The following is a 25,999-nucleotide window of genomic DNA, read 5'->3' on the forward strand; positions in this document are numbered from 1 at the left end:
CAAACAAGAAGGTTGAACGCCGTGATGATCAGAATCAGAAGGCGTGGCGGATGCCGAAGTCGTAGCCCGTCGAGGTCTTTGGCGTGAACACACCCTCCGAAGCCTTGTAGAAGCCTGGGCCGCCCACGGTCAGCGCTGCGCCGTTCTTGTTGCTCACGCGAGCGATCGTTGCGTACAGGGCCGTGCGCTTCGACAGGTTGTGCACGTAACCCAGAGCCAGCTTGTTGGCCCTCGGGTCAGCAACTCGCGGCATGAAGAGGGTGGCAGGTCGGTTGTAGTCGTACTTGACGGCCGAGTAGGACGCGCGGATCAGGCCCGCGCCGACGGGCACGGTCACGCCGAGCAGGTAGCCGTTCAGATCCACGTCGGGACGTGCACCGGCGATCGGCGTGATTTCGTAGTCGCGCGAATTCTTCGCGCGCGACAGTTCGCCGAACAGCTTCACCGGGCCGAAGTCGTACGAAGCGCCCAGGTTGAACGTCTTCACATAGTCGGTGGTGCCTGCGTAGTACTGGTCGCCGACCGTGCTGTTGCCGTAAGCCACCGCCACGTCCAGTGGGCCGTTGGCATAGCCGATGCGACCGCCGATGTAGCGACCCGCACGGCTCTTCGAGGTTGCGCTGTCCTTCGGGGTGAAGCTGCCGCCGCTGTACTTGTCGTTCTCGTGGAGCGCGTACATCACTTGGCCATAGAAGCCGCCGAGGTTGGACGGCAGGAAGTAGCCGATCGAGTTGCTGGCGCGGGAGTAGTTCTGGTTGCCGCCGAAGCCGCCGGTATCCTTGGCGCCGTAGGTCGTGGCGTTGAAGCCGTTGGCCGTGTTGATCAGGCTGGAGCCAACGCCATTGGTGCCGAACGGGTCGAACACGGTGTCGTTCCAGAACGTCGGGGTGTAGTCACGGCCCAGACGGATTTCACCGAAACCACCCGACAGGCTCACGGTCGAGCGGCGGACGAAGCTCGAAACGCCGGTGGCGCCGTCGTCATTGGTGATCGGGGCTTCGAGCCAGAAACTGGCGGCCAGTCCGCCACCCAGATCTTCCGTGCCGCGGAAGCCCAGGCGGCTGCTGTTGTAGGCCGAGTTGGCCAGCGCCCTGCGGCTGACCTTGACGCCGCCTTGGTTCGTGTAGGTGGGAACGTTGAAGCTGTTGCGCAGAACGGTGGGGTTCATGTCGCGCGAACTGGACGAGTAACCGCTGATCGACGCGTCGACCACACCAAACAGAGTGACGGACGACTGAGCCGAGGCAACACCGGCGACAGCCAGGGCAGCCAGAGCAACTGCCCTTTCGACGCGAAAACTAGAGTGGTGGCCGGACTGACGGGGCCGTCCTGAGCGGCAGTCCGGAAAGAAAAAAGCCCCGAGCTTTGCAGCTCAGGGCTAAATCCACCAATTGGAAGGGTGGAGGAGACAACTGGGTGCGCATACGTTTGCGCAATGAAATAAAGTATATCGGCTGTTTGTTGCGTTGCAACAAGCGAGTGATGCTTTTCCCACACACAAACGGGTGTCGGCGTGCATTTTGCCCGGCATCCAAGACCTGGAAACCCGAAAACCATGGAATGCACAGTAAGTTGGACCGGCGACGCGGGCACGCGCTCGGCCATGGGCTTCGTTGCCGAGACGGGCAGCGGCCACGTCCTGATGATGGATGGCGCTCCTGACGCCGCGAAGCCCGAGAACGGCGGACAGAACCTCGCGGCGCGGCCGATGGAAACCGTTCTGGCCGGCACCGGAGGGTGCACCGCCTATGACGTGGTGTTGATCCTGAAGCGCGGGCGCCACCGCGTCGAACGCTGCAGCGTCAAGCTGACCAGCGAGCGCGCCGAAAAGGACCCCAAGGTGTTCACCAAGATCCACATGCATTTCACCGTGGCAGGCAAGGGAATTCCGGCCTCCGCCGTGGAGCGGGCGATCGCGCTGAGCCATGAAACCTATTGCTCCGCAAGCATCATGCTAGCGAAGACTGCGGAGATCACAACCAGTTTCGACCTGATCGAAACCTGAGCCCGCGGCCTAGATGCGGTGCGCCAGCGTGGTCATTACGCGGGAAGCCACGCGCATCAGTGCCTTGGCCGGGGCTGGAAGCTCCGCCGCGCCGGCATCGACGGCCTGCGACGCGTGGCGGGCTTCATCGAGCTTCATCTGCTCGACCACCGCCCTGGACGCACTGTCGCCTTGGGGGAGGCGATCAAGGTGGCTGTCCAGATGGGCCTCCACCTGCCGCTCCGTTTCCGCGACGAATCCCAGGCTCAAAGGGTCTCCGAGACGGCCCGCGACGAGGCCGAGGCCGAAAGCACCCGCATACCAGAGCGGGTTCAGGAGCGAAGGGCGCGCGCCCAACTCGTCCAGCCGCTGTCGGGTCCATGCCAGATGATCGGTTTCTTCATGCGCTGCCTCGGTGAAATGGGCGCGTAGAGCCGGATCACGTGCCACGGCTGCCTGGGCCGTGTAAAGCGCCTGAGCGCAGACCTCGCCGACATGGTTCACCCGCATCAGTGCGCCGGCTTCCCGGCGTTCCCCTTCGGACAGTTCTCCTTGGGCCTGCGACGGAGCTGGAATCGTTCGCGTGGCATGGGGGCGGGCAAAAAGAGTGCGCAACGCTGCGTCTGCTGCGGTCAGGACTGGGTCGATCTGGAGCGTCATGCGTCTATTTGAACGCACATGCGAAATGCCCCGCCGGGAGCTCATGATTTTTCACATCGTGGTGTATCACTGGGCCTAAGTCCTTTGTTGCAAGCGTGCAACGAAACGCGCGGGCCATCCAAGATTTCGGGCGATTTGTTTTGCCCTGCCGCAGCGGCTCTGGTGCAATAGCATCAACTTCCCAAAAGGAGGTTGGCCCGGGGTCCGGTGGGAGCACAAAAGTGCCAGTCACGGTGAGCCCTTCGCACCGGAGCCCTATGTTTAACCTTGGAGAAACTTGCAATGAAAAAATCTCTAGTTGCTCTGGCTGCCCTGGCTGTTGCCGGTGTTGCCTCGGCTCAGTCGTCCGTCACTCTGTTTGGTGTGGTCGACGCGTCGGTCAGCGGCTACTCGAACACCGCGCGCGACAACCGCGCGACCGTTTTCCCCAACGCTTTCGGCATCCCCGTCTACCTGAACCAAGGTTCGGTCAAGACCAGCCGTCGTGAACTGGCTAACTCGGCTTACAACTCCAGCCGTCTGGGCTTCCGTGGTACGGAAGACCTGGGTGGTGGTCTGGCAGCCAGCTTCTGGCTCGAAGCTCCGATCCAGAACGACAACGGCCAAGAAGGCATTGCAACGTTCGCACGTCGCTCGACCGTGAGCCTGTCTGGCGGTTTCGGTGAAATCCGTCTGGGCCGTGACTACACCCCGACGTTCTGGAACGACACCGTGTTCGACCCGTTCGGCACCAACGGCGTTGGTACCAACCTGATCTCGACGGCTAACGGCCAGTTCGGCGCTTTCGGCACGCCCGCAGCTTCGACCGCTCCGTTCACCAACGTTGGCACCAGCAACTACGTTCGCGCCAGCAACACGATCGGCTACTTCCTGCCGCCGAACCTGGGTGGCTTCTATGGCCAGTTCCAGTACGGCTTCAGCGAGAAGACCAAGTACAGCTCGGGCATCTACACGCCTGACGTGGCCAACAGCCAGCGTCAAGGTCGTTACATCGGCGGCCGCTTCGGCTACGCAAACGGTCCTCTGGACGTTGCGCTGGCTTACGGCAGCAGCACGGTTGGCGACCAGTACTACGCTGGCACGACCACCAAGGTCAACACGCTGAACCTGGGCGCTTCGTATGACTTCGGTCCCGTGAAGCTGTTCGGTGAACTGTCGAAGGCCAAGAACAAGATCGACTACGAAGTGACCCCGCTGGCTGGCGGCCGTCCCGACATCGATCTGACCGGCTACCTGCTCGGCGTGACCGTGCCGGTCGGCGCTGGCCTGATCCGCGCTTCGTGGTCGCACGTCAAGTACGACACGAACCAGCCGTTCAACCCGTTCGCTGTGAACAACAGCGATCCGAAGGCTAACAAGATCGCTCTGGGCTACGTGCACAACCTGTCGAAGCGTACGGCCCTGTACGCAACGATCGCTCGCGTCAGCAACAAGAACGGTGCTGGCCTGACCGTTGGTGGCCCGTCGTTCTACAACAACGCAGCTGGCGCCTTCACCCCGAAGAGCTCCACCGGCTACGACTTCGGTATCCGTCACGCTTTCTAATCTGACGCTGGCGCAAGCCAGCTTCGGTTAAAAAGTCAAAAGCCACTCGACGCAAGTCGGGTGGTTTTTTTTTGTCCGTTTTCCGCCTGGATCCTTCGGGAAACCACGAGGCGCACCCCCGGGGAACCACCGTGCGGGCACGCACCTTGCACTGCTAGCATGCCCGTTCACTTTGCTTGCTGAATGATCGCCTTTGTACTGCGCCGCCTGATCCAGGCCGTGATCGTGATGATCGCGGTCGCGTTCATCGCCTTCCTTCTTTTCCAATACGTCGGCGACCCCGTCGTGTTCCTCCTGGGACAGGACGCCAAGCCCGAGCAGATCCGCGAACTGCGCGCCGCATTGGGGCTCGACCAACCCTTCTTCGTGCAGTTCTGGCACTTTCTCGTGAATGCCGCGCAGGGCGAGTTCGGCCTGAGCCTGCGCCAGGGTGCAAAAGTGTCGCGCCTGATCGGCGAGCGCTTTCCGGCCACGCTCGAACTCGCGCTGGTCGCCGCCGTGCTGGCGCTCTTCATCGGCATCCCGATGGGCGTGTACACCGCGCTGCGCCGCGGCACCTTCATGAGCCAGGTGTTCATGACCGTGTCGCTGCTCGGCGTGTCGCTGCCGACCTTCCTGATCGGCATCCTGCTGATCCTCGTCTTCGCCGTCACGCTGGGCTGGTTCCCGAGCTTCGGCCGGGGCGACACGGTGAAGTTCGGCTGGTGGACCAGCGGCCTCTTCAGCGCCGACGGCTGGCAGCACATCGTGCTTCCGGCTGTGACGCTGGCGATCTTCCAGCTCACGCTGATCATGCGGCTGGTGCGCGCCGAGATGCTCGAGGTGCTGCGCACCGACTACATCAAGTTCGCGCGCGCACGCGGCCTTTCGAACCGCGCCATCCACTTCGGCCATGCGCTCAAGAACACGCTGGTGCCCGTGATGACCATCACCGGCCTGCAGCTCGGCGGCCTCATCGCCTTCGCGATCATCACCGAGTCGGTGTTCCAGTGGCCCGGCATGGGCCTGCTCTTCATCCAGGCCGTGACCTTCGCCGACATCCCGGTGATGGCCGCCTACCTCTGCCTCATCGCCCTGATCTTCGTGGTGATCAACCTCGTGGTCGACCTGCTGTACTTCGTGGTCGATCCGCGCCTGCGCGTCGGCAAGGCAGGGGGGCACTGACATGGCGGCAGCAGCCACTCCCATGGTTCCGCGACTGAAGGCCTCCGGCCGCGCGTTCGCGCACATCGCGAACTTTTACCCCGAGATCACCGCCTTCCGCCGCGACCTGCACGTCCACCCCGAGCTCGGCTTCGAGGAGGTCTACACCTCCGGCCGCGTGCGCGAGGCGCTGCGTGCCTGCGGCGTGGACGAGATCCACGAGGGCATCGGCAAGACCGGCGTGGTCGGCGTCATCCGCGGCCGCTCGACGGCCAGCGGCCGCATGATCGGCCTGCGCGCCGACATGGACGCGCTGCCCATGCGCGAGGACAACGACTTCGGCTGGCGCTCCGCCTGTGACGGCCTCATGCACGGCTGCGGCCACGACGGCCACACGGCGATGCTGGTCGGCGCCGCGCGCTACCTCGCCGAGACGCGCGACTTCGACGGCACGGCAGTGCTCATCTTCCAGCCCGGCGAGGAAGGCTTCGCCGGCGCGCGCGTGATGATCGAGGACGGCCTGTTCGACCGCTTCCCGGTCGACGCCGTCTACGCGATGCACAACTGGCCCGCCATGCCGGCCGGCACGGTGGGCATCAACCGCGGCGCGATGATGGCCGCGGCCGACCGCATCACCATCGAGATCAAGGGCAAGGGCGGCCACGGCGCGCACGCCTACCAGACCATCGATCCGGTGATCGTGGCGGCGCACATCATCACAGCGGCCCAGACCATCGTCTCGCGCAACGTGCGCCCGATCGACGCGGCCGTCATCAGCATCTGCGCGATGCAGGCCGGAGACCTCGGCGCGATGAGCGTGGTGCCCGGCGAGGCCACGCTGGTCGGCACCGTGCGCACCTTCAGCTCGCGCGTGCAGGCGCAGGTTGAGCAGCGGCTCAACGAGCTGTGCGCGGCCATCGCGTCCGGCTTCGGCGCCACTGCCAGCGTCAAGTACGAGCGCATCTACCCGGCCACCATCAACACCTCGCCGGAAGCGATGTTCGCGGCCGACGTGGCCGAGTCGCTCGTCGGCGCGCGCAATGTCGAGCGCAGCATGGAGCCCAGCATGGGCGCCGAGGACTTCTCCTTCATGTTGCAGAAGAAGGCCGGTGCCTATCTGCGCATCGGCCAGGACGTGCGCGACGGCGCCTACCTGCACAACAGTCGCTACGACTTCAATGACGAGATCCTGCCGCTCGGCGCCGCGCTGCACGCCGGCCTGATCGAGCAGGGCATGCCGCTTGCCGCTACCCGCGGCGCGCAGCCAGGGAAAGCCGCCGCCACCGCGGCGACGTGATTTGTTTGATTCCAACCCGAGGAGTGTTCCCATGAGTTTCAAGAAGAATGTGGCCGCGGCCGCCGTTTTGTGCGCCCTGGGCGCCGTCAGCATGGTCGCCGGCGCGCAGACCATCCGAATCGCGAACCAGGGGGACGCGCTATCGCTGGACCCGCACTCGCTGAACGAGTCGCTGCAGCTGAGCGTCACTGCCAACGTCTATGAAACCCTCGTGGGACGCAACAAGGACCTGACCCTTGCCCCGCTGCTGGCCACCAGCTGGAAGCAGACCTCGCCGAACGTCTGGCGCTTCGAACTGCGCAAGGGCGTGGTGTTCCACGACGGCACGCCGTTCACCGCCGACGACGTGGTGTTCAGCTTCGCGCGCGCCCAGGGCGACGGCTCCGACATGCGCGCCACGCTCAGCGACATCAAGGCCGTGCGCAAGGTCGGCGACCTCGCCGTCGAGATCGAGACCAACGGCCCGTTCCCCATCCTGCCCGACGTGATCTCGCTGACGATGATCATGAGCAAGAAATGGTGCGAGGAAAACCAGGCCACCAAGCCGGTGGACCGCCGCAAGGGCATCGAGAACACGGCCTCCTTCAAGGCCAACGGCACCGGCCCGTTCCGCGTGCGCGAGCGACAGCCGAACGTGCGCACCGTGTTCACGCGCAACGGCACCTACTGGGGCAAGATCGACGGCAACGCGCAGGAGATCGTCTTCACGCCCATCGCCAACCCCGCCACCCGCGTGGCCGCGCTGGTCTCCGGCGAGGTCGACGTGATGGAGCCGGTGCCGGTGCAGGACATCGCCCGCATCAACGCCGCGCCCAACGCGCGCGTGATCACCGGCCCCGAGCTGCGCACCATCTTCCTGGGCATGGACCAGAAGCGCGACGAACTGCAGTACTCGAACATCAAGGGCAAGAACCCGTTCAAGGACAAGCGCGTTCGCCAGGCCTTCTACCAGGCCATCGACATCGCCGGCATCCAGCGCACCGTGATGCGCGGCGCCTCGCGTCCCACCGCGCTGCTGGTCGGCCCCGGCATCAACGGCTGGACCGCCGAGCAGGACAAGCGCCTGCCCTACGACGTCGATGCCGCCAAGAAGCTGCTGACCGAAGCCGGCTACCCCAACGGCTTCGAGGTGTCGCTGAACTGCCCGAACGACCGCTATGTCAACGACGGCCAGGTCTGCCAGAGCGTGGCTTCCAACCTCGCGAAGATCGGCGTCAAGGTCAACCTCGTGGCCGAGACCAAGGGCACCTACTTCCCGAAGGTGCTGCGCCGCGACACCAGCTTCTACATGCTGGGCTGGACCCCGACCACCTACGACGCGCACAACGCGCTGAGCTCGCTCACGGCCTGCCCGGACGACAAGGGCACCGGCCAGTTCAACCTGGGCGCGTACTGCAACCCCAAGCTCGACGAGCTGACCAAGAAGATCCAGTCGGAGACCGACAAGGCCAAGCGCAACGAGATGATCAAGGAGGCGTTCAAGATCCACGCCGACGACGTGGGTCACCTGCCGCTGCATCAGCAGTCGCTGGCGTGGGGCGTGAGCAAGAAGGTGGAGCTGGTGCAACTGGCCGACAACTTCATGTACTTCAAGTGGATGAGCATCAAGCCCTGATGCCGCCGGCCGCTTGCTGGTTGAACAGGGCGGCCTGACCATGGGCCCGCTTCTTGCGGGCCCATTCCTTTTGCTTCACGATGAAAAATAACCCCCACGCTCCCCTTGCTGTGCAAGGTCCGCTGCTCCCCGAGGGAGCAGCTTTTCTGCTTGGGGCGGCCCGGCGATGAAAAAAACACTTGCCCGCTGGCTCGACAGCGATGTCGGCTACAGCTTTCGCACATCGCCCGTGGCCATGGCCGCGGCGGTGATCGCGGCGGTTTGCGTGTTCTGCGCGGTGTTCGCAGGATGGGTCTCTCCGCACAACCCCTTCGACCTCGCCACCCTCGAACTAGGCGATGCGCGGCTACCGCCCGCATGGAGCGCCGAAGGCTCCTCCAAGTACCTGCTGGGCACGGACGACCAGGGCCGCGACATCCTCTCGGCTGTCATCTACGGCGCGCGCATCTCGCTGATCGTCGGCCTCGTGTCGGTGGTGTTGTCGGTGGCCGTCGGTGTGGTGCTGGGGCTGCTGGCCGGCTTCTTCGGCGGCTGGCTCGATTCCTTCCTCATGCGCGTGTGCGACGTGATGCTGTCGTTCCCGCCCATCCTGGTGGCGCTGCTCATCGCCGGCGTCGGCCGCGCGCTCTTTCCCGGCGCGCACGAGTCGCTAGCCTTCGGCGTGCTGATCATCTCCATCTCGCTGACTGGCTGGGTGCAGTACGCGCGCACGGTGCGCGGCTCCACGCTGGTGGAGCGCAACAAGGAATACGTGCAGGCCGCGCGCGTCACGGGTGTGGCGCCGCTGCGCATCATGCTGCGCCACGTGCTGCCCAACGTGCTCGGGCCGGTGACGGTGCTCGCCACCATCCAGGTGGCGACGGCGATCATCACCGAGGCCACGCTGTCCTTCCTGGGCGTCGGCGTGCCGCCGACCTCGCCCTCGCTGGGCACGCTCATCAGCATCGGCAACCAGTACCTGTTCTCGGGCGAATGGTGGATCACGGTGTTCCCGGGCCTGATGCTGGTGCTCATCGCGCTCAGCGTGAACCTGCTGGGCGACTGGCTGCGCGACGCGCTCAACCCACGGCTGCGATGAAAGAGGTCACGTCATGAGCCTGTTGCAAGTCAAAGACCTCGTCGTCGAGTTTCCCCACCGCCGCGGCACGCTGCGCGCGCTGGACCGCATTTCCTTCGACATCGCGCCCGGCGAAATCCTCGGCGTGGTGGGCGAATCGGGCGCCGGCAAGTCGCTCACGGGCGCGGCCATCATCGGCCTGCTCGAGCCGCCGGGCCGCGTGGCCAGCGGCGAGATCGTGCTGGAAGGCCAGCGCATCGACAACCTCGGCTTCGAGGCGATGCGGCCGATTCGCGGCCGCAAGATCGGCGCGATCTTCCAGGACCCGCTGACCTCGCTGAACCCGCTGTACACCGTGGGCCGCCAGCTGGTCGAAACCATCCGCGCGCACCTGCCGGTGACCGAGGCGGAAGCCCGCAAGCGCGCCATCGGCCTGCTGCAGGACACCGGCATCCCGGCCGCCGAGCAGCGCATCGACCACTTCCCGCACCAGTTCTCCGGCGGCATGCGCCAGCGCGTGGTGATCGCACTGGCGCTCGCGGCCGAGCCCAAGCTCATCGTGGCCGACGAGCCGACCACCGCGCTCGACGTGTCGATTCAGGCGCAGATCATCCAGCTGCTCAAGCAGGTCTGCAAGGAACGCGGCGCGGCGGTGATGCTGATCACGCACGACATGGGCGTGATCGCCGAGACCTGCGACCGCGTGGCCGTGATGTACGCCGGGCGCATCGCCGAGATCGGCCCGGTGCACGAGGTCATCCACCAGCCCGCGCATCCGTACACCTCGGGCCTGATGGCCTCGATTCCCGACATGACCAGCGACCGCGAGCGCCTCAACCAGATCGACGGCGCGATGCCGCGGCTGAACGCCATTCCGGCCGGCTGCGCCTACAACCCGCGCTGCCCGCGCACCTTCGCGCGCTGCCTGGTGGAGCGGCCCGAGCTCATGCACGCCGGCGCCACGCGCGCCGCCTGCTGGCTGCACGACGCCGCCGATCCGCATGCGGGCCAGGCCGAGATCGCCGCGAAGCACCATGACGCGATGGCGGCCGGCGAACGCGCCACGCCGGAAGCGGCCGAGACCATCGTGGAGGTGACGCGATGAGCGCCGTAGCGAACGAACCTCTCGTCGTCGCGCACGACCTCGCGCGCACCTTCGACGTGTCGCCGCCATGGCTCAACCGCGTGCTCGAACGCAAGCCGCGCGTGCTGCTGCATGCGGTGGACGGCGTGAGCTTTTCCATCGAGCGCGGCAAGACGCTGGCGCTGGTGGGCGAATCGGGCTGCGGCAAGAGCACCGTGGCGCGGCTGCTGGTGGGCCTGTACGCGCCCACGCGCGGCGGCCTGAAGTTCGACGGGCAGGACGCGCACGCCGCCTTCAAGACCGCCGAAGGCCGCAAGCTGCGCCGCCGCATCCAGATGATCTTCCAGGACCCCTACGCGAGCCTCAACCCGCGCTGGATCGTGGAGGACATCATCGGCGAGCCGCTGCGCGAGCACGACATCCTCAGCGACAAGGCCGCGCTGCGCGAGCGCGTGGGCGAGCTGCTGAAGTCGGTCGGCCTCTCGCCGCTGGACATGAGCAAGTACCCGCACCAGTTCTCGGGCGGCCAGCGCCAGCGCATCTCCATCGCGCGCGCTCTCGCCACGCAGCCCGAGTTCCTGGTGTGCGACGAGCCCACCTCCGCGCTCGACGTGAGCGTGCAGGCGCAGGTGCTCAACATCATGAAAGACCTGCAGCGCGAGCAGGGCCTGACCTACCTCTTCATCTCGCACAACCTCGCAGTGGTGCGCCACGTGGCCGACCAGGTCGGGGTGATGTACCTCGGCCGGCTGGTCGAGGTGGCGGACAAGCAGGACCTCTTCTCCACGCCGCGCCATCCCTACACGCGCATGCTGCTGGACGCCATCCCGCAGATGAAGCAGACCGGCCGCGCCCGTACCCCGGTGCAGGGCGAGGTGCCGAACCCGCTGAACCCGCCCGCGGGCTGCGCCTTTCATCCGCGCTGCCCGCATGCGAACGCGCGCTGCTCGGCGGAGCGGCCGAAGCTGTCGAGCATCGGGGGCGTGCAGGTGGCCTGTCACGCGGTGGAAGAAGGGCGGCTGTGACCGGTGCCGGCGTGATCGGCTGGCCTGAACACTTTCCGTACCGACCGCACCTGCGCTTCTGCTCGCTGGGCAACGAGAACGTCGCGGAGGTGATGGAGAGCTTCCGCCTCGCCAGCGAGCGGCTCGGCTACACCACCAGCGTGGAGGCGGTGCCGAGCGTGGACAACGTCGACATCAATCTGTTCTTCTTCGCGATGGGGCTCTCGCTGCCGTCGGACGAAGAACTGCCGCCCAACGCCATCGTCGTCAACTTCGAGCCGGCGCTGCCCGAACTGCTGGAGCGCCTGCCCGGCTACCGGCGCCTGCTCGAGCGCGCCTGCATCTGGGAATACAGCCTGGAGAACATGGTGTGGCACCAGGCGCTGGGCATCCTCAGGTCCGACCACGTGCCGCTGAGCTTCGAGCCGCTGGCGACGCCGCTGGTGCCGGAAGAGACCGTGCCGGACGACGCCCGGCAGGACATCGACGTCATCTTCTTCGGGGAAACGACGCCCCGGCGCCTGCAGGTGCTGGAAGCGCTGAAGGGCGCCGGGCTGCGGGTGGCCCACCCTTTCGGCAAGCCATGGACACCCGCGGAGCGCGACGCTCTGCTGCCGCGCGCCAAGGTCGGCCTCAACATGCGCAAGGACGATCGGACGGCCACCGCCGAGCTGCCGCGCCTGTCGATACTGCTTCGCCATCGCAAGGCGGTGGTGTCCGAGCTGTATCCCCATTCGGAGATTCCGGCCGTGCTCAGGGAGGCGGTCGAGGGATGCGCGAAGGAAGAGCTCGTCGATCGGGTGCGTGCATTGGTGGCCGATGCTCCGCGGCGGCGCGAACTGGAAAGGGCAGGGCCGCAGGCGCTGGAAAGCCTGCAGCCGCAGCACACGATCCTGGCCGCCGCGATGCATCGCTACCTCGCCGCCGCGTCGCAGCGGCTGGCGAGTCGCAGGGCCGTGGTGGCTACGGACCACGTCTCGCGGGGTTCCGTCCTGATGGTCACGCGCGACGACGCGGCTCGCGTGGCCGATGTGCTCGACTCGATCGCCGCGCAGACCCTGGCTCCCCATCGCATCGTCGTGGTCGACGACGCCTCGACCGACGGCACGGTGGCCGTGATCCGCGAGCGGATGAGCGCCGACTCGCGCCTTGCCGGACTCCGGCTGCTGCAGGCTCCGGCGTCGATGGGCTGGGCCGGTGCCGCGCAATGGGGACTGTCGCAGGCTGAGGGCGACTGGCTCGCGCTGTGGTCGCCGGCAGTGCGCGCGGAAGCGAACCGGCTGCAGGTGCAGGCTGCGTTCCTGCAAGGCTCGCCGGCGGTCGGCGCGGTGGGGGCCTGGCAATCCTTCGGCGATGCCGGAGCCCGGCGCCTGCCGGAGATGCATGCGCAGATCCTCGCCGGCCTGCTGGCCCACATGCCCTGCGAGCAGCCGCTGCAGATGGGCTGCCTGATGTTCTCGCTGCCGCGCATCCGGCAACTCGGCCTGGGCTTCGACGCCACGTTGGGCCGCTTTGCCTGGATGGGGCTGTCGATCGCCCTCGCCGGTGACGGTGCCGTGCTGGCCAACCTGGATGTGGTGCTGGGCCGGGAAGCCGAGAGCGCGCCTGCAGCTCCCACGGAGGCCGATGTAGTCGCGCTCCTCCATGTCCGCGAACGCCTGCTGCCGCTGGTCTTTCCGAATCTGCCATCGGCCGATGCGCGCCGGCTGGCTCGCCTCTACGGCCAGCATTGGGCGCCCGATGCATCCGACGCCACGGCACTGCTGCGCGAGATGGCGCTGGCCTGCGAACGGCACGAAGACGTCCACGTCGTGACCGCGTTGCGCCGCGAGTGCCTGCGCGTGCTCGAGGTGTATGGCTCGAACCGGCGCCTCCCGCCGGGCTATATCGGCGAACTGATGCGCGAGCCCCTGCTGCGCGACTTCCTGGCGCCGCTGGGTGAACGCATCCTGGCCTTCGCGCCACCGGAGACCCGGGCGGCTTCATGATCGAAAAAGTGTGCGCAAAGGCACTGCCTCGCGCCGGAGACTGTTGCAGAGTGCCGCCATGCCACTGACGACGACTCTCGCAACGACCGAACTGGGCCGCCGCGGCTTCCTGATGGGAACAGCCGTGGGTGCAACCGCGGTGCTGGCTTCCCTGGCTTGCAGCGTGCAGGCTGCCGGTGCCGCCACGCGCCGCATGCCGGTGATCTTCATCGGCCATGGCTCGCCGATGAATGCCATCACCGACAACGCCTTCACGCGCCGGCTGGCGACTTGGGGCAAGGAGTTGCCGCGGCCGTCGGCGATCCTCAGCGTGTCGGCGCACTGGCTCAGCCGGGGCGCCACCGGCATCGGCATCCAGGAGCGGCCGAAGACGATCCACGACTTCGGCGGCTTTCCGCAGGCGCTGTTCGACATCGAGTACCCCGCGCCCGGGCACCCGGCGCTCGCCCGCGAGGCCGTCGGCGCGGTGAAGCAGGCGCCGGTGATCGCCACCGACCAGTGGGGCCTGGACCACGGCACCTGGACGGTGCTGAAGCACCTCTATCCCAAGGCCGACGTGCCGGTGTTCCAGCTCAGCATCGACTACGACAAGCCGGCCGCCTTCCACTATGCGGTGGGCCGGGACCTGGCCGCACTGCGCGACAAGGGCGTGCTGGTGATGGGCAGCGGCAACGTGGTGCACAACCTGCGCGCCACCGACCGCGGAACGCCGGACGGCCCGAGCGCCAGCCGGCCGTGGGCGCAGTCGTTCGACGATGCCGTGAAGTCGGCGCTGGCGGGCCGCGACGACCGGGCGCTGGTCGACTACGCGAAGCTGGAAGGCGCGTCGACCGCCGTGGCGACGCCCGACCACTACTACCCGTTTCTCTACGCGCTGGGGGCCGCCGGCAGCGGCGAGCGCGCGAAGACGATCTACGAAGGGTTCCAGTCGGGCACGCTCAGCATGCGTTGCCTGCAGTTCGGCTGAGCGGGCGCGACGAGGACGGGAGCGGGCGTTACTGCTCCTCGCCCCAGGAGAAGCCGTCGCGCGCGATCATCGCGCTCGATGCGCTGGGGCCCCAGGTGCCGGCCGCGTAGGGGCGCGGGCCGCCGTCCGATTCCCAGTTGTCGATCAGCGGCTCGACCCAGCGCCATGCTTCTTCCTGCTCGTCGCTGCGCACGAACAGGTTGAGGCGGCCGTCGATCACGTCGAGCAGCAGGCGCTCGTAGGCGCCCACGCGCTCGGAGCCGAAGCGTTTGTCGAAGTCGAGGTCGAGCTGCACCGGCGCCAACTGCGCGGCCGCACTCTGGTTGCCGTTGCTGCGCTGGCGGTTGTCCTGGGCTTGCGCGAGCATGTGCAGCTCCAGCCCGTCCTTGGGCTGCAGGTTGATCACCAGCTTGTTGACGTTGCCGGCCGGCGCGCGGTAGATGGCGTGCGGCGTGGGGCGGAAGTTGACCTCGATGCGCGCGTCGCGCGAAGCCAGTCGCTTGCCGGTGCGGATGTAGAAGGGCACGCCGGCCCAGCGCCAGTTGGCGATTTCGGTGCGCAGCGCCACGAAGGTCTCGGTGCGGCTGTCGGGGTTCACGCCCGGCTCGTCGCGGTAGCCCGGCACCCGCTCGCCGTAGGCCGTGCCGGCCGTGTACTGGCCGCGCACCGCGTGCAGGCCCAGGCTCTCGGGCGTCCAGGGCTTGAGCGCGCGCAGCACCTTGAGCTTCTCGTCGCGGATGGCGTCGGCGTGCGCGTTGATGGGCGGCTCCATGGCCACGGCGCACAGCAGCTGCAGCGCGTGGTTCTGCACCATGTCGCGCAGCGCGCCGGTCTGGTCGTAGAAGGCGCCGCGCTTTTCCACGCCCAGGTCTTCCGCGATGGTGATCTGGATGTTGGCGATGTGCTCGCGGCGCCAGATGGGCTCGAACAGCGCATTGCCGAAGCGCATCGCGAAGAGGTTCTGTACCGAGGGCTTGCCAAGGTAGTGGTCGATGCGGAAGACCTGCTTTTCCTCGAGCACCTTGCCCACGGCGGAGTTGATGGCGCGGTTGGAGGCCAGGTCGTGGCCCAGCGGCTTCTCCAGCACGATGCGGGTGCGCGGGCCATTGAGGCCGGCCGCGGCGATCTGCTCGACCACCTGGGTGAAGAGCGCGGGCGCGGTGGCCACGTACATCACCACCGTCTTGGCATCGCGCTGGTTGAGCAGGCTGGCCAGGCGGGCGTAGTCGTCGGGCTTGGAGAGGTCCATGCGCAGGTAGTGCAGCATGGAGGCGAACTTCTTGAACTCCTCGGGCGAGGGGCGCTTGGCGCCTTCGACGGCGCTGAAGCGCGACTGGATCAGCTCCCGGTACTGGTCGTCCGACAGGTCGTCCCGCGCCACGCCGACGATGCGTCCGTCGGGTGGCAGGCTGCCGTGGCGGAATGCCTGGAACAGCGCGGGCATGAGCTTGCGCCACGCGAGATCGCCAGTACCGCCGAACAGAACGAGATCGAAGCTCATGAGAAAACTTTCCTTCCTTGTCTGAATGCCTAGCCAGGCCGCCGGGTCGCGAATGCGACTGCGCCAGCCACGATGGTACTTGTACGGATTCGCGGGGCCTGTACTAAAGCTACGCTGTCCGACGGCCGCGAGGCCTTTTTTTATTGCTCGGAGCAGGACAGAGGAAGAGAAACCAGATGAAGAAAAACAAGATTCTTGCCGCGGCGGCGCTGCTGGGCCTGTCGGCCGCGGCTTCGGCCCAGACCGTCAACGTGATCTGCTCGGTCCAGGCCGAATGGTGCAGCGTGATCTCCACGGTCTACGCCCGCACCACCGGCGTGCGCATCAACATGGCGCTCAAGGGCTCGGGCGAGGCCCTGGCCCAGCTGATCGCGGAGAAGGACAACCCCAAGACCGACGTCTGGTTCGGCGGCACCGGCGACCCGCACCTGCAGGCGGCCGAGCAGGGCCTGACGCTCGAATACAAGTCGCCCACGCTGTCGCAGCTGCACCCCTGGGCCCAGCAGCAGGCCAAGCAGTCGGGCTACAAGACGGTGGGCATCTACTCGGGCCCGCTGGGCTTCGGCTACAACCCCGAGCTGCTGGCCAAGAAGAAGCTGCCGGTGCCCAAGACCTGGGCCGACCTGCTCAAGCCCGAATACAAGGGCGACATCCAGGTGGCCAACCCGGCCTCCAGCGGCACGGCCTACACCATGATCGCCACTCTGGTGCAGCTCATGGGCGAGGACAAGGCCTTCGACTACCTCAAGGCGCTGCACAAGAACGTGGGCCAGTACACCCGCTCGGGCACCGGTCCGATCAAGGCGGTGGCGCGCGGCGAGACGGCCGTGTCGATCAGCTTCGTGCACGACGGCCCCGGCGAGAAGATGCAGGGCTTCCCGGTCGAGACGATCACTCCGAGCGACGGCACCGGCGCCGAGATCGGCTCCATGAGCATCATCAAGGGCGCGCGCAACCTCGACGCCGCCAAGAAGTTCTACGAATGGGCCCTGACGCCCGCCGCGCAGGAGCTGGGCGCCGCCAACAAGCAGTTCCAGCTGCCGAGCAACGTGAACGCCAAGCTCGACCCGCGCATTCCCGACTTCAAGAAGATCAAGTTCATCAACTACGACTACGCCAAGTACGGTGCCAGCGCCGAGCGCCGCCGCCTGATCGCGCGCTGGGAGAAGGACGTCAACTCGCTGCCCCGGTAAGTGGAAGCGCGTTCCATCGAAGGCGCGCCGGTCAATCCGGCGTCGCTGGCGGCGGCCCGGCGCTCGCGGCGCTGGGTCTGGGCATGGGTCGCGCTGGGCCTGGCGGCCTACCTGCTGCTGCCCTGGTATGCGATCCAGGATTCGACCTGGTACGAGGCCGTTCCGCAGGTGTTCAGCCAGGCGGAGGGCGCCAGCGGGCTGATGCAGGCCGCGACGCAGGGCCGCAGCTGGCTCTTCGTGGGGCTCGCCGGGCTGCTGCTGTGCGCCGTGGGGGCGTGGCTTCCGGCCGGCAGGGCGCAGGGGCGCTGGCTGTTGGCCGGCGGCCTGATCGGCGCCCTGGGGCTCGCCGTCACCGGCTTCACCATCGGCGCGCGCGGCTGGAGCGTGGCGGCGCTCAATGCGCAGTTCGGCGAGCTGGCCATCAACCAGTTCGGCATCGGCGCGGGCGGCTTCGTGGCGCTCACGGCGCTGGTGCTGCTGGCGGCCTTCGGCATCGCGCGGCTGGGGCTCTTCAAGGGCGACCTGTTCGTTGCGGCGGCCGTCGTCGGCTGCGGCGTGCTGATGGCGCTCTTCATCGCCTATCCGGTGAGCAAGGCGCTGTCGGGCGCGTTCTTCAATGAAGACGGGCAATGGTCGATCACAGCCTTCGTCGCGCGCGTGTTCACCGAGCGCATCTGGGGCCTGGGTTGCCTCGCGGGCGGCGTGCGCTGCGGCGTGGCCTGGAACACGCTGGTGCTGGCGCTGCTCACGGCCGCCGGAACCACCTTCCTCGGCACGCTGATGGCGCTGATGGCCGAGCGCGGCAGCAAGCGCGGGCAGGGCGCGCTGCGGGTGCTGGCGCTGCTGCCGATCATCACGCCGCCCTTCGTGGTGGGGCTGGGGCTGATCCTGCTGTTCGGCCGTGCTGGTGGCGCAGCTCTTCGCCTTCACGCCCATCGCATTCATGATCATGCGCGGCGTGGTGCAGGGCATCGCGCCCAGCTTGGAGGAGGCCGCGCAGATGCTGCGCGCCGACCGCCGCCGGGCTTTCTTCACCATCACGCTGCCGCTCTTGAAGCCCGGGCTGGCCAACGCCTTCCTGGTGGGCTTCATCGAGAGCATCGCCGACTTCGGCAACCCGGTGGTGGTGGGCGGGCAGTTCTCGGTGCTGTCGACCGACATCTTCTTCGCCATCGTCGGCGCGCAGTACGACCAGGGCCGTGCCGCTTCGCTGGCCTGGGTGCTCACGCTGTTCGCGCTCGGCGTGTTCGCGCTGCAGCGCGGGCTGCTCGGCAAGCAGAACTACACCACCGTCAGCGGCAAGGGCGATGCCGGCATCCCGATGGCGCTGCCCGACGGAGTGCGCCGCGCCATCCTGTGCATCGCGCTGCCGTGGATCGCGTTCACCGCCGTGGTCTACCTGTTCGCCTTCGCGGGCGGCTTCGTTCAGACCTGGGGCCGCGACTACACCTTCACGCTCAACCACTTCAAGACTGCGTTCGCGCTGGAGTGGGGCCAGTTCGGGCTGGTGTGGGCCGGCACGGCGTGGAACTCGCTGATCACCACGCTCAAGCTGGCGGGCATCTCGGCGCCCATCACCGCGGCGCTGGGACTGCTCATCGCCTGGCTGCTGGCGCGCAACGAGTTCAGGGGGCAGGGCCTCTTCGAGTTCGGCGCGCTGCTGGCCTTCGCCATTCCCGGCACCGTGCTCGGCGTGAGCTACATCCTGGCCTTCAACGTGCCGCCCTTCGAGCTCACGGGCACGGGGCTCATCATCGTGCTGTGCTTCATGTTCCGGAACCTGCCGGTGGGCGTGCGCGCCGGCACCGCGGCCTTCAAGCAGCTCGACCGCTCGCTCGACGAAGCCTCGCTGATGCTGCGCGCATCGACCTCGCAGACGCTCTTCAAGGTGGTGCTGCCGCTGCTCAAGCCTGCCCTGGTGGCCGCGCTGGTCTACAGCTTCGTGCGCGCCATGACGACGGTGAGCGCTGTGATCTTCCTGGTCACGGCCGAGAACGAGCTCGCTACCACCTACATCATCGGCCGCGTCGGCAATGGCGACTACGGCATCGCGCTGGCCTATTGCACCGTGCTCATGATCCTGATGTCGCTGGCCATCGCGCTGGTGCAGTGGGTGGTGGGGGAGCGCAAGCTGGGGCGGCGAGGCGCCGCGCAACAACAACACCAGGGGCTGGCATGAACGGCATCGAATTCCGCAACATCACCAAGCGCTACGGCACCGACAAGAATGCGCCGCTGGCCGTCAAGGGCATCAGCTTCGAGGTGCCGACGGGCACGCTCACCACCATCCTCGGGCCCTCGGGCTGCGGCAAGACGACCACGCTGCGCATGATCGCGGGGCTCGAGTCGCCGACTTCGGGCTCGATCTTCATGGGAGGGCGCGACGTCACCACGCTGGGGCCGGCCGAGCGCAACGTGAGCATGATGTTCCAGAGCTATGCGCTGTTCCCGCACATGAACGTGATCGAGAACGTGGCCTACGGCCTGCGCATGAGCGGCGTGAAGAAGGAAGAGGCCGCGTCGCGGGCGCGCGAGGCGCTGCGCGGCGTGGGCCTGGTCGGCTTCGACGAGCGGCTGCCCAGCGAGCTCTCCGGCGGCCAGCAGCAGCGCGTGGCGCTGGCGCGCGCGCTGGTGCTGGAGCCGGCGGTGCTGCTCTTCGACGAGCCGCTGTCGAACCTCGATGCCCGGCTGCGCCGCGAGATGCGCGAGGAGATCCGCGCGCTGCAGCAGCGGCTGAAGCTCACGGTGGCCTACGTCACGCACGACCAGAGCGAGGCGCTGGCGGTGAGCGACCAGATCATCGTGATGGACCACGGCGTGATCGCCCAGCGCGGCACGCCCGAGCAGCTCTACGGCCGGCCCGAGAGCGAGTTCGTGGCCGGCTTCATGGGCGAGGCGATGGTGTTCCCGGCGGTTGCGGAAGCCGACGGCAGCGTGGCGCTCGGCCCGCTGCGCCTGCAGCCGCGCTACGCGGTGGCGCCCGGCACGGTGAAGGTGGCCGTGCGGCCCGAGGCGTGGCAGATCGGGGGCGGCGGAACTTCAGGCGGTCTTCCGGCCACATTGCGCAAGGCGGCCTACCTCGGCAGCTTCTACGAATACGGCTTCGACACCACCCTGGGGCCGGTCTTCGTGGTGTCGACCGACCTGTCGAACCCGTTGGCGGCCGGCGCGCAGGCCACCCTGTCCCTGGGAGCCCATGGCGTGAGCGTGGTGCCCGGCGCATGAAACAATGGCGCCATGAACGTGGTTTTCGATCTGGGCGCCGTGCTGTTCGCATGGGAGCCCACGCGGCTGGTACAGGCCCATCTCTCCCAACACGCACCCACTGACGCCGCTGCGGCGGCCATGGGGAGGGCGCTTTTCCATCACGACGACTGGACCAGCTTCGACTGCGGCACCCGCACGCTGGCCGACTCCATCGCCCGCATGTCGGCGCGGCTGGCGCTGCCGACCGAGCCGCTCTTCGCCATGCTCGACGGGCTGGGCGAGCGGCTGGAGCCGATCGGCGTCACCGTCGAGATGCTCGAGCAGCTGATCGCGCACCGCGACGCCGGGCAGCCGCTGCGCCTGTACTACCTGTCGAACATGCCCTCGCCGTACGCCCGCGCCATCGAGCGCCGGCATGCCTTCATGGGGCGCTTCGACGGCGGCGTGTTCTCGGGAGACGTGAAGTTCCTCAAGCCCGAGCGCGAGATCTACGAGGTGCTGGCAACGCGCTATGCACTCGATCCCGCGCAGACCGTGTTCATCGACGACTCGGCCGCCAACGTGGAGGCTGCGCGGGCCTTCGGCTGGCACGCCATCCATTGCACCGCGCCGGCCATGCTGCCTTCGCAGCTGCAGCGCTACCTGCCGGTCAGCGCGACCTTGCCGGTATCGAACCCCAGGCTGCGGGCGTAGTCCAGTTCCGCCTGCAGCAGCGCGTCTTCCAGGCGCGGAGCTCGCGAGAGAACCCAGAGGTATTCGCGGTCGGGCGTGCCGACCAGCGACACCTGGTAGTCGCGGTCCAGCTTCAGGATCCAGTAGTCGCCCCAGACCATCGGCAGCCAACCGAGCCACGCCGGGGCGAAGCGCACCTCCAGCCGCCCTGCGCCGGGCTGGCCCGCCACCGGCACCACGCGGGCGGTGCCCAGGGCTTCGTCGAAGTTGCCGTCATCCCGCAGGCAGCGGTTGCGCACCTGCACGGTGCCGTCGGCCTGCGGCGTGTACTCGGCGCTCACCGGGCCGGCGCATGCCTTCTGGAAGCGGTTCGGCAGCCGGGCCTGTTCGTGCCAGATGCCTGCGTAGCGCTGCAGGTCGACAGGCGCCACCACCTGCAGCGGCGCGCGCATCAGCGGAGCACCGTCGGCCGGACCGACCGGGCGAGCACGCAGGGCGCGCGCCGTGCGTGCCGCATCGATGGCGAACCATGCGGCCACGCCGCCCACGACGAAAGCAGTGGCCATGGCGCCTATCGCGTTGCCTGTGCGGCGGTCGTCGAAGGGTCGCAGGGCGACGGTCGCGTCGGGGCGTGAGCGTGGGTTCATGGGCACTCCTGGGCTTGAAAGGAAAAGGAACGAAAAGAGAAGAAGAAATTCGGCGTAACGCTCAGGCTAGCCGCGAGCGGTGGGGCCCGGGCGTCAGCCACGGACCACAGGCCGTGTAGGGCGGCAAGGGGCCGCGAGGAGGGCTGCGCGAAAAGAGGGTGGCCGACAACCCCACTCGTCTCAGGCCGATGGAGCCGCCCGGAAACCCGTGCTACGGTGCGCATGAAAACATCGGCCTGTGCGCAACAGCGTGCAGGTCTTGTCACAACCGGCACAGGATAATGATTTCATGAACCAACTCGATGCACTCCGCCAGTGGACCACCGTCGTCGCCGACACCGGTGACTTCAAACAGCTCAGCATTTCCAAGCCGCAGGATGCGACCACCAATCCGTCGCTGATCCTCAAGGCCGTGCAGAAGCCCGAGTACCGGCCTCTGCTCGACGAGACCGTGAAGAAGCACGCAGGCAAGCCGCTCGACGAGGTCATCGACCGCCTGCTGGTGCGCTTCGGCACCGAGATCCTCTCCATCATCCCGGGCCGCGTCTCCACCGAGGTCGACGCCCGCCTGTCCTTCGACACTGCCGCGACCGTCGCGCGCGGCGAGCGCATCGTCGCGCTCTACAAGGCCGAAGGCATCGACACCGGCAAGCGCCTGCTCATCAAGGTGGCCTCCACCTGGGAAGGCATCGAGGCCGCGCGCCAGCTCGAACAGAAGGGCATCCGCACCAACCTGACGCTGCTGTTCTCCTTCGCGCAGGCCGTGGCATGCGGCGCGGCGGGCGTGCAGCTCATCTCGCCCTTCGTGGGCCGCATCTACGACTGGTACAAGAAGTCGGCTGGCGCCAACTGGGACGAGGCCGCGAACGCGGGTGCCAACGACCCCGGCGTGAAGTCGGTGCGCCAGATTTTCGACTACTACAAGCAGCACGGCATCAAGACCGAGGTCATGGGCGCGAGCTTCCGCAACGTGGGGCAGATCAAGGCGCTGGCCGGCTGCGACCTGCTGACCATCAGCCCCGAGCTGCTGGCCGAACTGGCCGCGAGCAACGAGCCGCTGCAGCACGCGCTCGACGCCAAGTCCACCGGCGCCGACGTCGCCAAGGTCAGCTACGACGAAGCGGGCTTCCGCTTCGCGCTGAATGAAGATGCCATGGCCACCGAGAAGCTGGCCGAAGGCATCCGCGCCTTCGCGGCCGATGCCGTGAAGCTCGAGAAGCTCATGCAGGAAAGCGGCAAGTAAAGATGGCCATGACCCTTCGCTGCGACCGCGCGCCGGCCTGGGCGCAACTGCAGGCCGGCTTCGACACCGCGGGCCGCCAGTTCGACCTGCGCCACGCCTTCGTGGACGACGCGGGCCGCTTCGAGCGCTTCAGCCAGGAGGCGCCCTTCGTGTTCGCCGACCTGTCGAAGAACCTGATCGACGCGCGCACCGAGGAGCTGCTCTTCAAGCTGGCCCGCGAATGCGGCCTCGAAGCGCACCGCGACGCGATGTTCGCCGGCGAGCACATCAACAACACCGAAGACCGCGCCGTGCTGCACACGCTGCTGCGCGCGCCGGCCGATGCGCCCACCGGCCCGAAGACGGCCAATGAACTGCGCGAGGTGCACGCCACGCTCGACGCGATGCTGGCCTATGCCGAGAAGGTGCGCGCCGACCACACGATCACCGATGTGGTCAACATCGGCATCGGCGGCTCCGACCTCGGCCCGCAGATGGCGGTGCTGGCGCTGGCCGAGTTCGCCGCGCCGGGCAAGCGCTTCCACTTCGTCTCGAACGTCGACGGCCATGAGCTGGCCGGCGTGCTGCAGGGCCTGGCGCCGGAGCACACGCTGTTCCTCATCGCCTCCAAGACCTTCACCACGGCCGAGACGATGACCAACGCGCAGTCGGCCAAGCGCTGGTACGAGCAGTCGGGCGGCACCGACATCTCGGGCCATTTCGCGGCGCTCACCACCAACGTGGAAGCGGCGAAGAAGTTCGGCATCGACACCACCTTCGGCTTCTGGGACTGGGTGGGCGGGCGCTATTCGCTGTGGTCGGCCATCGGGCTGCCCATTGCGCTGGCCATCGGCGCGGAGGGCTTCCGCCGGCTGCTGGCGGGCGCGCACGCGATGGACGAGCACTTCCGCACCGCGCCGCTGGAGCGCAACCTGCCGGTGCGCCTGGGCCTGCTCGACGTCTGGTACCGCAACTTCCACAAGTTCACGAGCCGCAGCATCGCGCCGTATCACAGCGCGCTGAAGCGCGTGCCGGCCTACCTGCAACAGCTCGAGATGGAAAGCAACGGCAAGCAGGTCGATGCGAGCGGCAAGCCGCTGGCCTTCGGTACCTCGCCGGTGCTCTGGGGCGAGCCCGGCACCAATGGCCAGCATGCCTACTTCCAGATGCTGCACCAGGGCACCGACGTGACGCCGCTCGAGTTCGTGGCGGTGCGCGATGCCTCGCACGACCTCGAAGGCCATCACCCCAAGCTGCTGGCCAATGCGCTTGCGCAGGCGCAGGCGCTGATGGTGGGCAAGCTCGACGAAGGCGGCCACAGGAACTTTCCCGGCAACCGGCCGAGCAGCTTCTTCGTGTTCGAGAAGCTCACGCCCGAGGCGCTGGGTGCCTTCCTCGCGATGTACGAGCACCGCGTGTTCACGAGCGGCGCGGTGTGGGGCATCAACAGCTTCGACCAGTGGGGCGTGGAGCTCGGCAAGGTACTCGCCAAGGACATCGAACCGCGCCTCGCGTCGGGCGATGTCACGGGGCTCGACGCTTCCACCGCGGGCCTGCTGAAGCGGCTTTCGAGCTGATCGAGGGCTGCGGGAGAGCCATTTAGGAGCCTTTTGTTTTAAGCCAGGCTATGGCTTCCGGCTGTATTTGCCGTTGAAAGACGCGTCTATATGATGGCCCCGGGAAATTTCCCTGGGACCAATCACAAAAGAGGAGTCGATCAATGGATTTTCTAACAGCGGTCAAGACCTGCTTCAACAAGTACGCCGATTTCAACGGCCGTGCATCTCGTTCCGAGTACTGGTGGTTCGTGCTGGCCGAGGTGATCGTTCTGATCATCGCCAGCCTCATCCACCAGTATGTGTACGGCATCGCAGCCCTGGCCTTCCTGCTGCCCGCGCTGGCCGTCGGTGCCCGCCGCCTGCATGACATCGGCAAGAGTGGCTGGCTCCAGCTCCTGATGATCATCCCGATCGTCAATCTCGTGCTGATCTACTTCTACGTTCAGCCTTCGCAGTCCGAGTCCAACAACTACGGCGCCGCACCGGCTGCCTGAGTCTTCCGGGTTTCCGACACGAGTAAAAAGGGCCGCGCAAGCGGCCCTTTTGCCTGGCGCCGGCCGATGCGTCACGCCGTGGCCTCCGCAGAGGCTTGCGCACGCACGGGCGCGCCGCTCGCCATGCGCACGCACAGGTCGAAGGCCTGCTGCAGCCCCTCGATCTTCGCGATGCCTTTGCCCGCGATGTCGAAGGCGCTCCCGCTGGCCGAGGTGGCCACCGGCACGGGCAGGCCGCCGTGCAGCGTCACGCCCTGCTCGAAGCCCATGAGCTTCATCGCGATCTGGCCCTGGTCGTGATACATCGACACCACCGCATCCACATCGCCGCGCCGCGCGCCGATGAACACCGTGTCGGGCGAGAAGGGGCCGCGCGCGTCGAGGCCCTCGGCGCGCAGCTGCTCGATGGCGGGCGCGATGATCTCGATTTCCTCCATGCCGATGGAGCCGCCGTCGCCCGCGTGCGGGTTCAGCCCCGTCACCGCGATGCGCGGCTGCGCCACGCCCGCGCGGCGCAGCGCGGCGGCGATGATCTTCACCGCGTCGCCCACGCCCTGCACCGTGATGTGGCTGGCCACGTCCTTCAGCGGGATGTGCGAGGTCACGCGCGAGGTCCACAGCGAGCCCGTGAGGTTGAACTCGCAGACGAAGCCCGTCACCTCGAAGCGCTCCTGCATGTAGCGCAGCTCGTCCTCGTGCACCAGGCCGCCCAGGCGCAGCGAATGCTTGTTGAGCGGCGCGAAGAGGATGCCTTCGGCCTGCCCGCGACGCACCGCCAGCGTGGCCAGCTCCAGCGCCTCGAACGAGGCCTTGCCCGACTGTTCGTTCGATTCGCCCAGCACCGGCTCGCTGCCCGCCATCCAGTCGCGCGTGAGCAGGCTGAGGCGGCCGTCCTCGAAGCGCAGTGCGTCGAGGCTGTCGACCTGCAGCGGGTCGAGCTTCGCGCCCGCCACGCGCTCGCCGGCCGCGAGCACCACCGGGTCGGCGATCAGCAGCACGCGCGCGGCGTCGAGGTTGCGCTGGCGCGCCAGCAGCTTCACGGCCATCTCGGGGCCGACGCCGCTCGGGTCGCCGAGCAGCACGACGATGCGCGGCTTCGCTGAGGTCACGCCTGGAGTCTTGGAGGAGGAGGGGGACATGGTGTCGGTCGGATGCGGTTG

General features: G+C 67.4%; 21 protein-coding genes and 1 pseudogene. 17 read left to right on the top strand and 5 right to left on the bottom strand.

All coding sequences use genetic code 11. The annotated features are described in order from the left end of the window. Window positions 1-34 precede the first annotated feature (34 nt). Window positions 35-1,273 (bottom strand): porin, encoded by a 1,239-nt coding sequence (locus SFB74_RS06290; RefSeq protein ID WP_432731886.1) that lies wholly within the window; start codon window positions 1,271-1,273, stop codon window positions 35-37. Window positions 1,274-1,555: 282 nt separating this feature from the next. Here SFB74_RS06290 and SFB74_RS06295 point away from each other — a divergent pair, with 282 nt between their 5' ends. After that, entirely contained in the window at window positions 1,556-2,005 is a 450-nt protein-coding gene (locus tag SFB74_RS06295) for an OsmC family protein (RefSeq protein WP_007834112.1), read from the top strand. A gap of 9 nt (window positions 2,006-2,014) precedes the next feature. On the opposite strand, the gene coq7 is transcribed toward SFB74_RS06295, so the two are convergent. After that, window positions 2,015-2,644 (bottom strand): 2-polyprenyl-3-methyl-6-methoxy-1,4-benzoquinone monooxygenase, encoded by a 630-nt coding sequence (coq7, locus tag SFB74_RS06300; RefSeq protein WP_432729910.1) that lies wholly within the window; start codon window positions 2,642-2,644, stop codon window positions 2,015-2,017. Window positions 2,645-2,926: 282 nt separating this feature from the next. Here coq7 and SFB74_RS06305 point away from each other — a divergent pair, with 282 nt between their 5' ends. The 9 genes from SFB74_RS06305 to ygiD all read left to right on the top strand — a co-directional run bounded on the left by SFB74_RS06305 (window position 2,927) and on the right by ygiD (window position 14,344). Further along, the gene (locus SFB74_RS06305) at window positions 2,927-4,189 is read left to right on the top strand and encodes a porin (protein ID WP_432729911.1); all 1,263 of its coding nucleotides are present in this window, start codon (window positions 2,927-2,929) and stop codon (window positions 4,187-4,189) included. Window positions 4,190-4,372: 183 nt separating this feature from the next. Continuing rightward, window positions 4,373-5,353 carry an ABC transporter permease gene (locus SFB74_RS06310; RefSeq protein WP_176668580.1) on the top strand — a complete coding sequence of 327 codons (981 nt, stop codon included), beginning with the start codon at window positions 4,373-4,375 and terminating at the stop codon, window positions 5,351-5,353. Between the two features lie 22 nt (window positions 5,354-5,375). Further along, window positions 5,376-6,629, top strand: a complete 1,254-nt coding sequence (locus SFB74_RS06315) for a M20 aminoacylase family protein (RefSeq protein ID WP_432729912.1) — start codon at window positions 5,376-5,378, stop codon at window positions 6,627-6,629. A 31-nt stretch (window positions 6,630-6,660) separates the two neighbouring features. Continuing rightward, complete coding sequence (locus SFB74_RS06320) at window positions 6,661-8,244, top strand: ABC transporter substrate-binding protein (RefSeq protein WP_432729913.1); 1,584 nt, start codon at window positions 6,661-6,663, stop codon at window positions 8,242-8,244. Window positions 8,245-8,410: 166 nt separating this feature from the next. Continuing rightward, complete coding sequence (locus SFB74_RS06325) at window positions 8,411-9,322, top strand: ABC transporter permease (RefSeq protein ID WP_432729914.1); 912 nt, start codon at window positions 8,411-8,413, stop codon at window positions 9,320-9,322. Window positions 9,323-9,335: 13 nt separating this feature from the next. Then, the gene (locus SFB74_RS06330) at window positions 9,336-10,406 is read left to right on the top strand and encodes an ABC transporter ATP-binding protein (RefSeq protein ID WP_432729915.1); all 1,071 of its coding nucleotides are present in this window, start codon (window positions 9,336-9,338) and stop codon (window positions 10,404-10,406) included. Next, window positions 10,403-11,410 (top strand): ABC transporter ATP-binding protein, encoded by a 1,008-nt coding sequence (locus SFB74_RS06335; protein WP_432729916.1) that lies wholly within the window; start codon window positions 10,403-10,405, stop codon window positions 11,408-11,410. The genes SFB74_RS06330 and SFB74_RS06335 overlap by 4 nt, the downstream gene beginning before the upstream one ends. Further along, window positions 11,407-13,377, top strand: a complete 1,971-nt coding sequence (locus tag SFB74_RS06340; RefSeq protein ID WP_432729917.1) for a glycosyltransferase — start codon at window positions 11,407-11,409, stop codon at window positions 13,375-13,377. The genes SFB74_RS06335 and SFB74_RS06340 overlap by 4 nt, the downstream gene beginning before the upstream one ends. A gap of 58 nt (window positions 13,378-13,435) precedes the next feature. Further along, window positions 13,436-14,344 (top strand): 4,5-DOPA dioxygenase extradiol, encoded by a 909-nt coding sequence (gene ygiD, locus SFB74_RS06345; protein WP_432729918.1) that lies wholly within the window; start codon window positions 13,436-13,438, stop codon window positions 14,342-14,344. Window positions 14,345-14,372: 28 nt separating this feature from the next. On the opposite strand, the gene zwf is transcribed toward ygiD, so the two are convergent. Further along, window positions 14,373-15,845, bottom strand: a complete 1,473-nt coding sequence (zwf, locus tag SFB74_RS06350) for a glucose-6-phosphate dehydrogenase (RefSeq protein WP_432729919.1) — start codon at window positions 15,843-15,845, stop codon at window positions 14,373-14,375. Window positions 15,846-16,021: 176 nt separating this feature from the next. On the opposite strand from zwf, the gene SFB74_RS06355 reads away from it, so the two are divergent. From SFB74_RS06355 to SFB74_RS06370, 4 genes and pseudogenes are all read left to right on the top strand, one after another. After that, window positions 16,022-17,038: an ABC transporter substrate-binding protein gene (locus SFB74_RS06355; RefSeq protein ID WP_432729920.1), complete on the top strand. Its 1,017-nt coding sequence runs from the start codon at window positions 16,022-16,024 to the stop codon at window positions 17,036-17,038. Then, window positions 17,039-19,217 (top strand): annotated as a pseudogene (locus tag SFB74_RS06360) (ABC transporter permease). Further along, window positions 19,214-20,263 carry an ABC transporter ATP-binding protein gene (locus SFB74_RS06365; protein ID WP_432729921.1) on the top strand — a complete coding sequence of 350 codons (1,050 nt, stop codon included), beginning with the start codon at window positions 19,214-19,216 and terminating at the stop codon, window positions 20,261-20,263. Before SFB74_RS06360 ends, SFB74_RS06365 begins: the two are co-directional and overlap by 4 nt. A 12-nt stretch (window positions 20,264-20,275) precedes the next feature. Next, a complete protein-coding gene (locus SFB74_RS06370; protein WP_432729922.1) occupies window positions 20,276-20,938 on the top strand; it encodes an HAD family hydrolase in 663 nt (220 codons plus the stop codon). Here the strand turns inward: SFB74_RS06370 and SFB74_RS06375 are convergent. Then, complete coding sequence (locus tag SFB74_RS06375) at window positions 20,884-21,564, bottom strand: lipocalin family protein (RefSeq protein WP_432729924.1); 681 nt, start codon at window positions 21,562-21,564, stop codon at window positions 20,884-20,886. The genes SFB74_RS06370 and SFB74_RS06375 overlap by 55 nt on opposite strands. A gap of 289 nt (window positions 21,565-21,853) precedes the next feature. Here SFB74_RS06375 and tal point away from each other — a divergent pair, with 289 nt between their 5' ends. The 3 genes from tal to SFB74_RS06390 all read left to right on the top strand — a co-directional run bounded on the left by tal (window position 21,854) and on the right by SFB74_RS06390 (window position 24,839). Beyond that, window positions 21,854-22,807 carry a transaldolase gene (tal, locus tag SFB74_RS06380; protein WP_432729925.1) on the top strand — a complete coding sequence of 318 codons (954 nt, stop codon included), beginning with the start codon at window positions 21,854-21,856 and terminating at the stop codon, window positions 22,805-22,807. A 2-nt stretch (window positions 22,808-22,809) separates the two neighbouring features. Continuing rightward, window positions 22,810-24,363 carry a glucose-6-phosphate isomerase gene (gene pgi, locus SFB74_RS06385; RefSeq protein WP_432729927.1) on the top strand — a complete coding sequence of 518 codons (1,554 nt, stop codon included), beginning with the start codon at window positions 22,810-22,812 and terminating at the stop codon, window positions 24,361-24,363. Window positions 24,364-24,506: 143 nt separating this feature from the next. After that, complete coding sequence (locus SFB74_RS06390; protein ID WP_432729928.1) at window positions 24,507-24,839, top strand: DUF805 domain-containing protein; 333 nt, start codon at window positions 24,507-24,509, stop codon at window positions 24,837-24,839. A 71-nt stretch (window positions 24,840-24,910) separates the two neighbouring features. Here SFB74_RS06390 and SFB74_RS06395 read toward each other — a convergent pair whose 3' ends face one another. Then, window positions 24,911-25,978, bottom strand: a complete 1,068-nt coding sequence (locus SFB74_RS06395) for a 4-hydroxythreonine-4-phosphate dehydrogenase PdxA (RefSeq protein WP_432729929.1) — start codon at window positions 25,976-25,978, stop codon at window positions 24,911-24,913. Between the last annotated feature and the right edge of the window lie 21 nt (window positions 25,979-25,999).

This window comes from Variovorax xiamenensis, assembly GCF_050916385.1.
Classification (GTDB): Bacteria; Pseudomonadota; Gammaproteobacteria; order Burkholderiales; family Burkholderiaceae_C; genus Variovorax.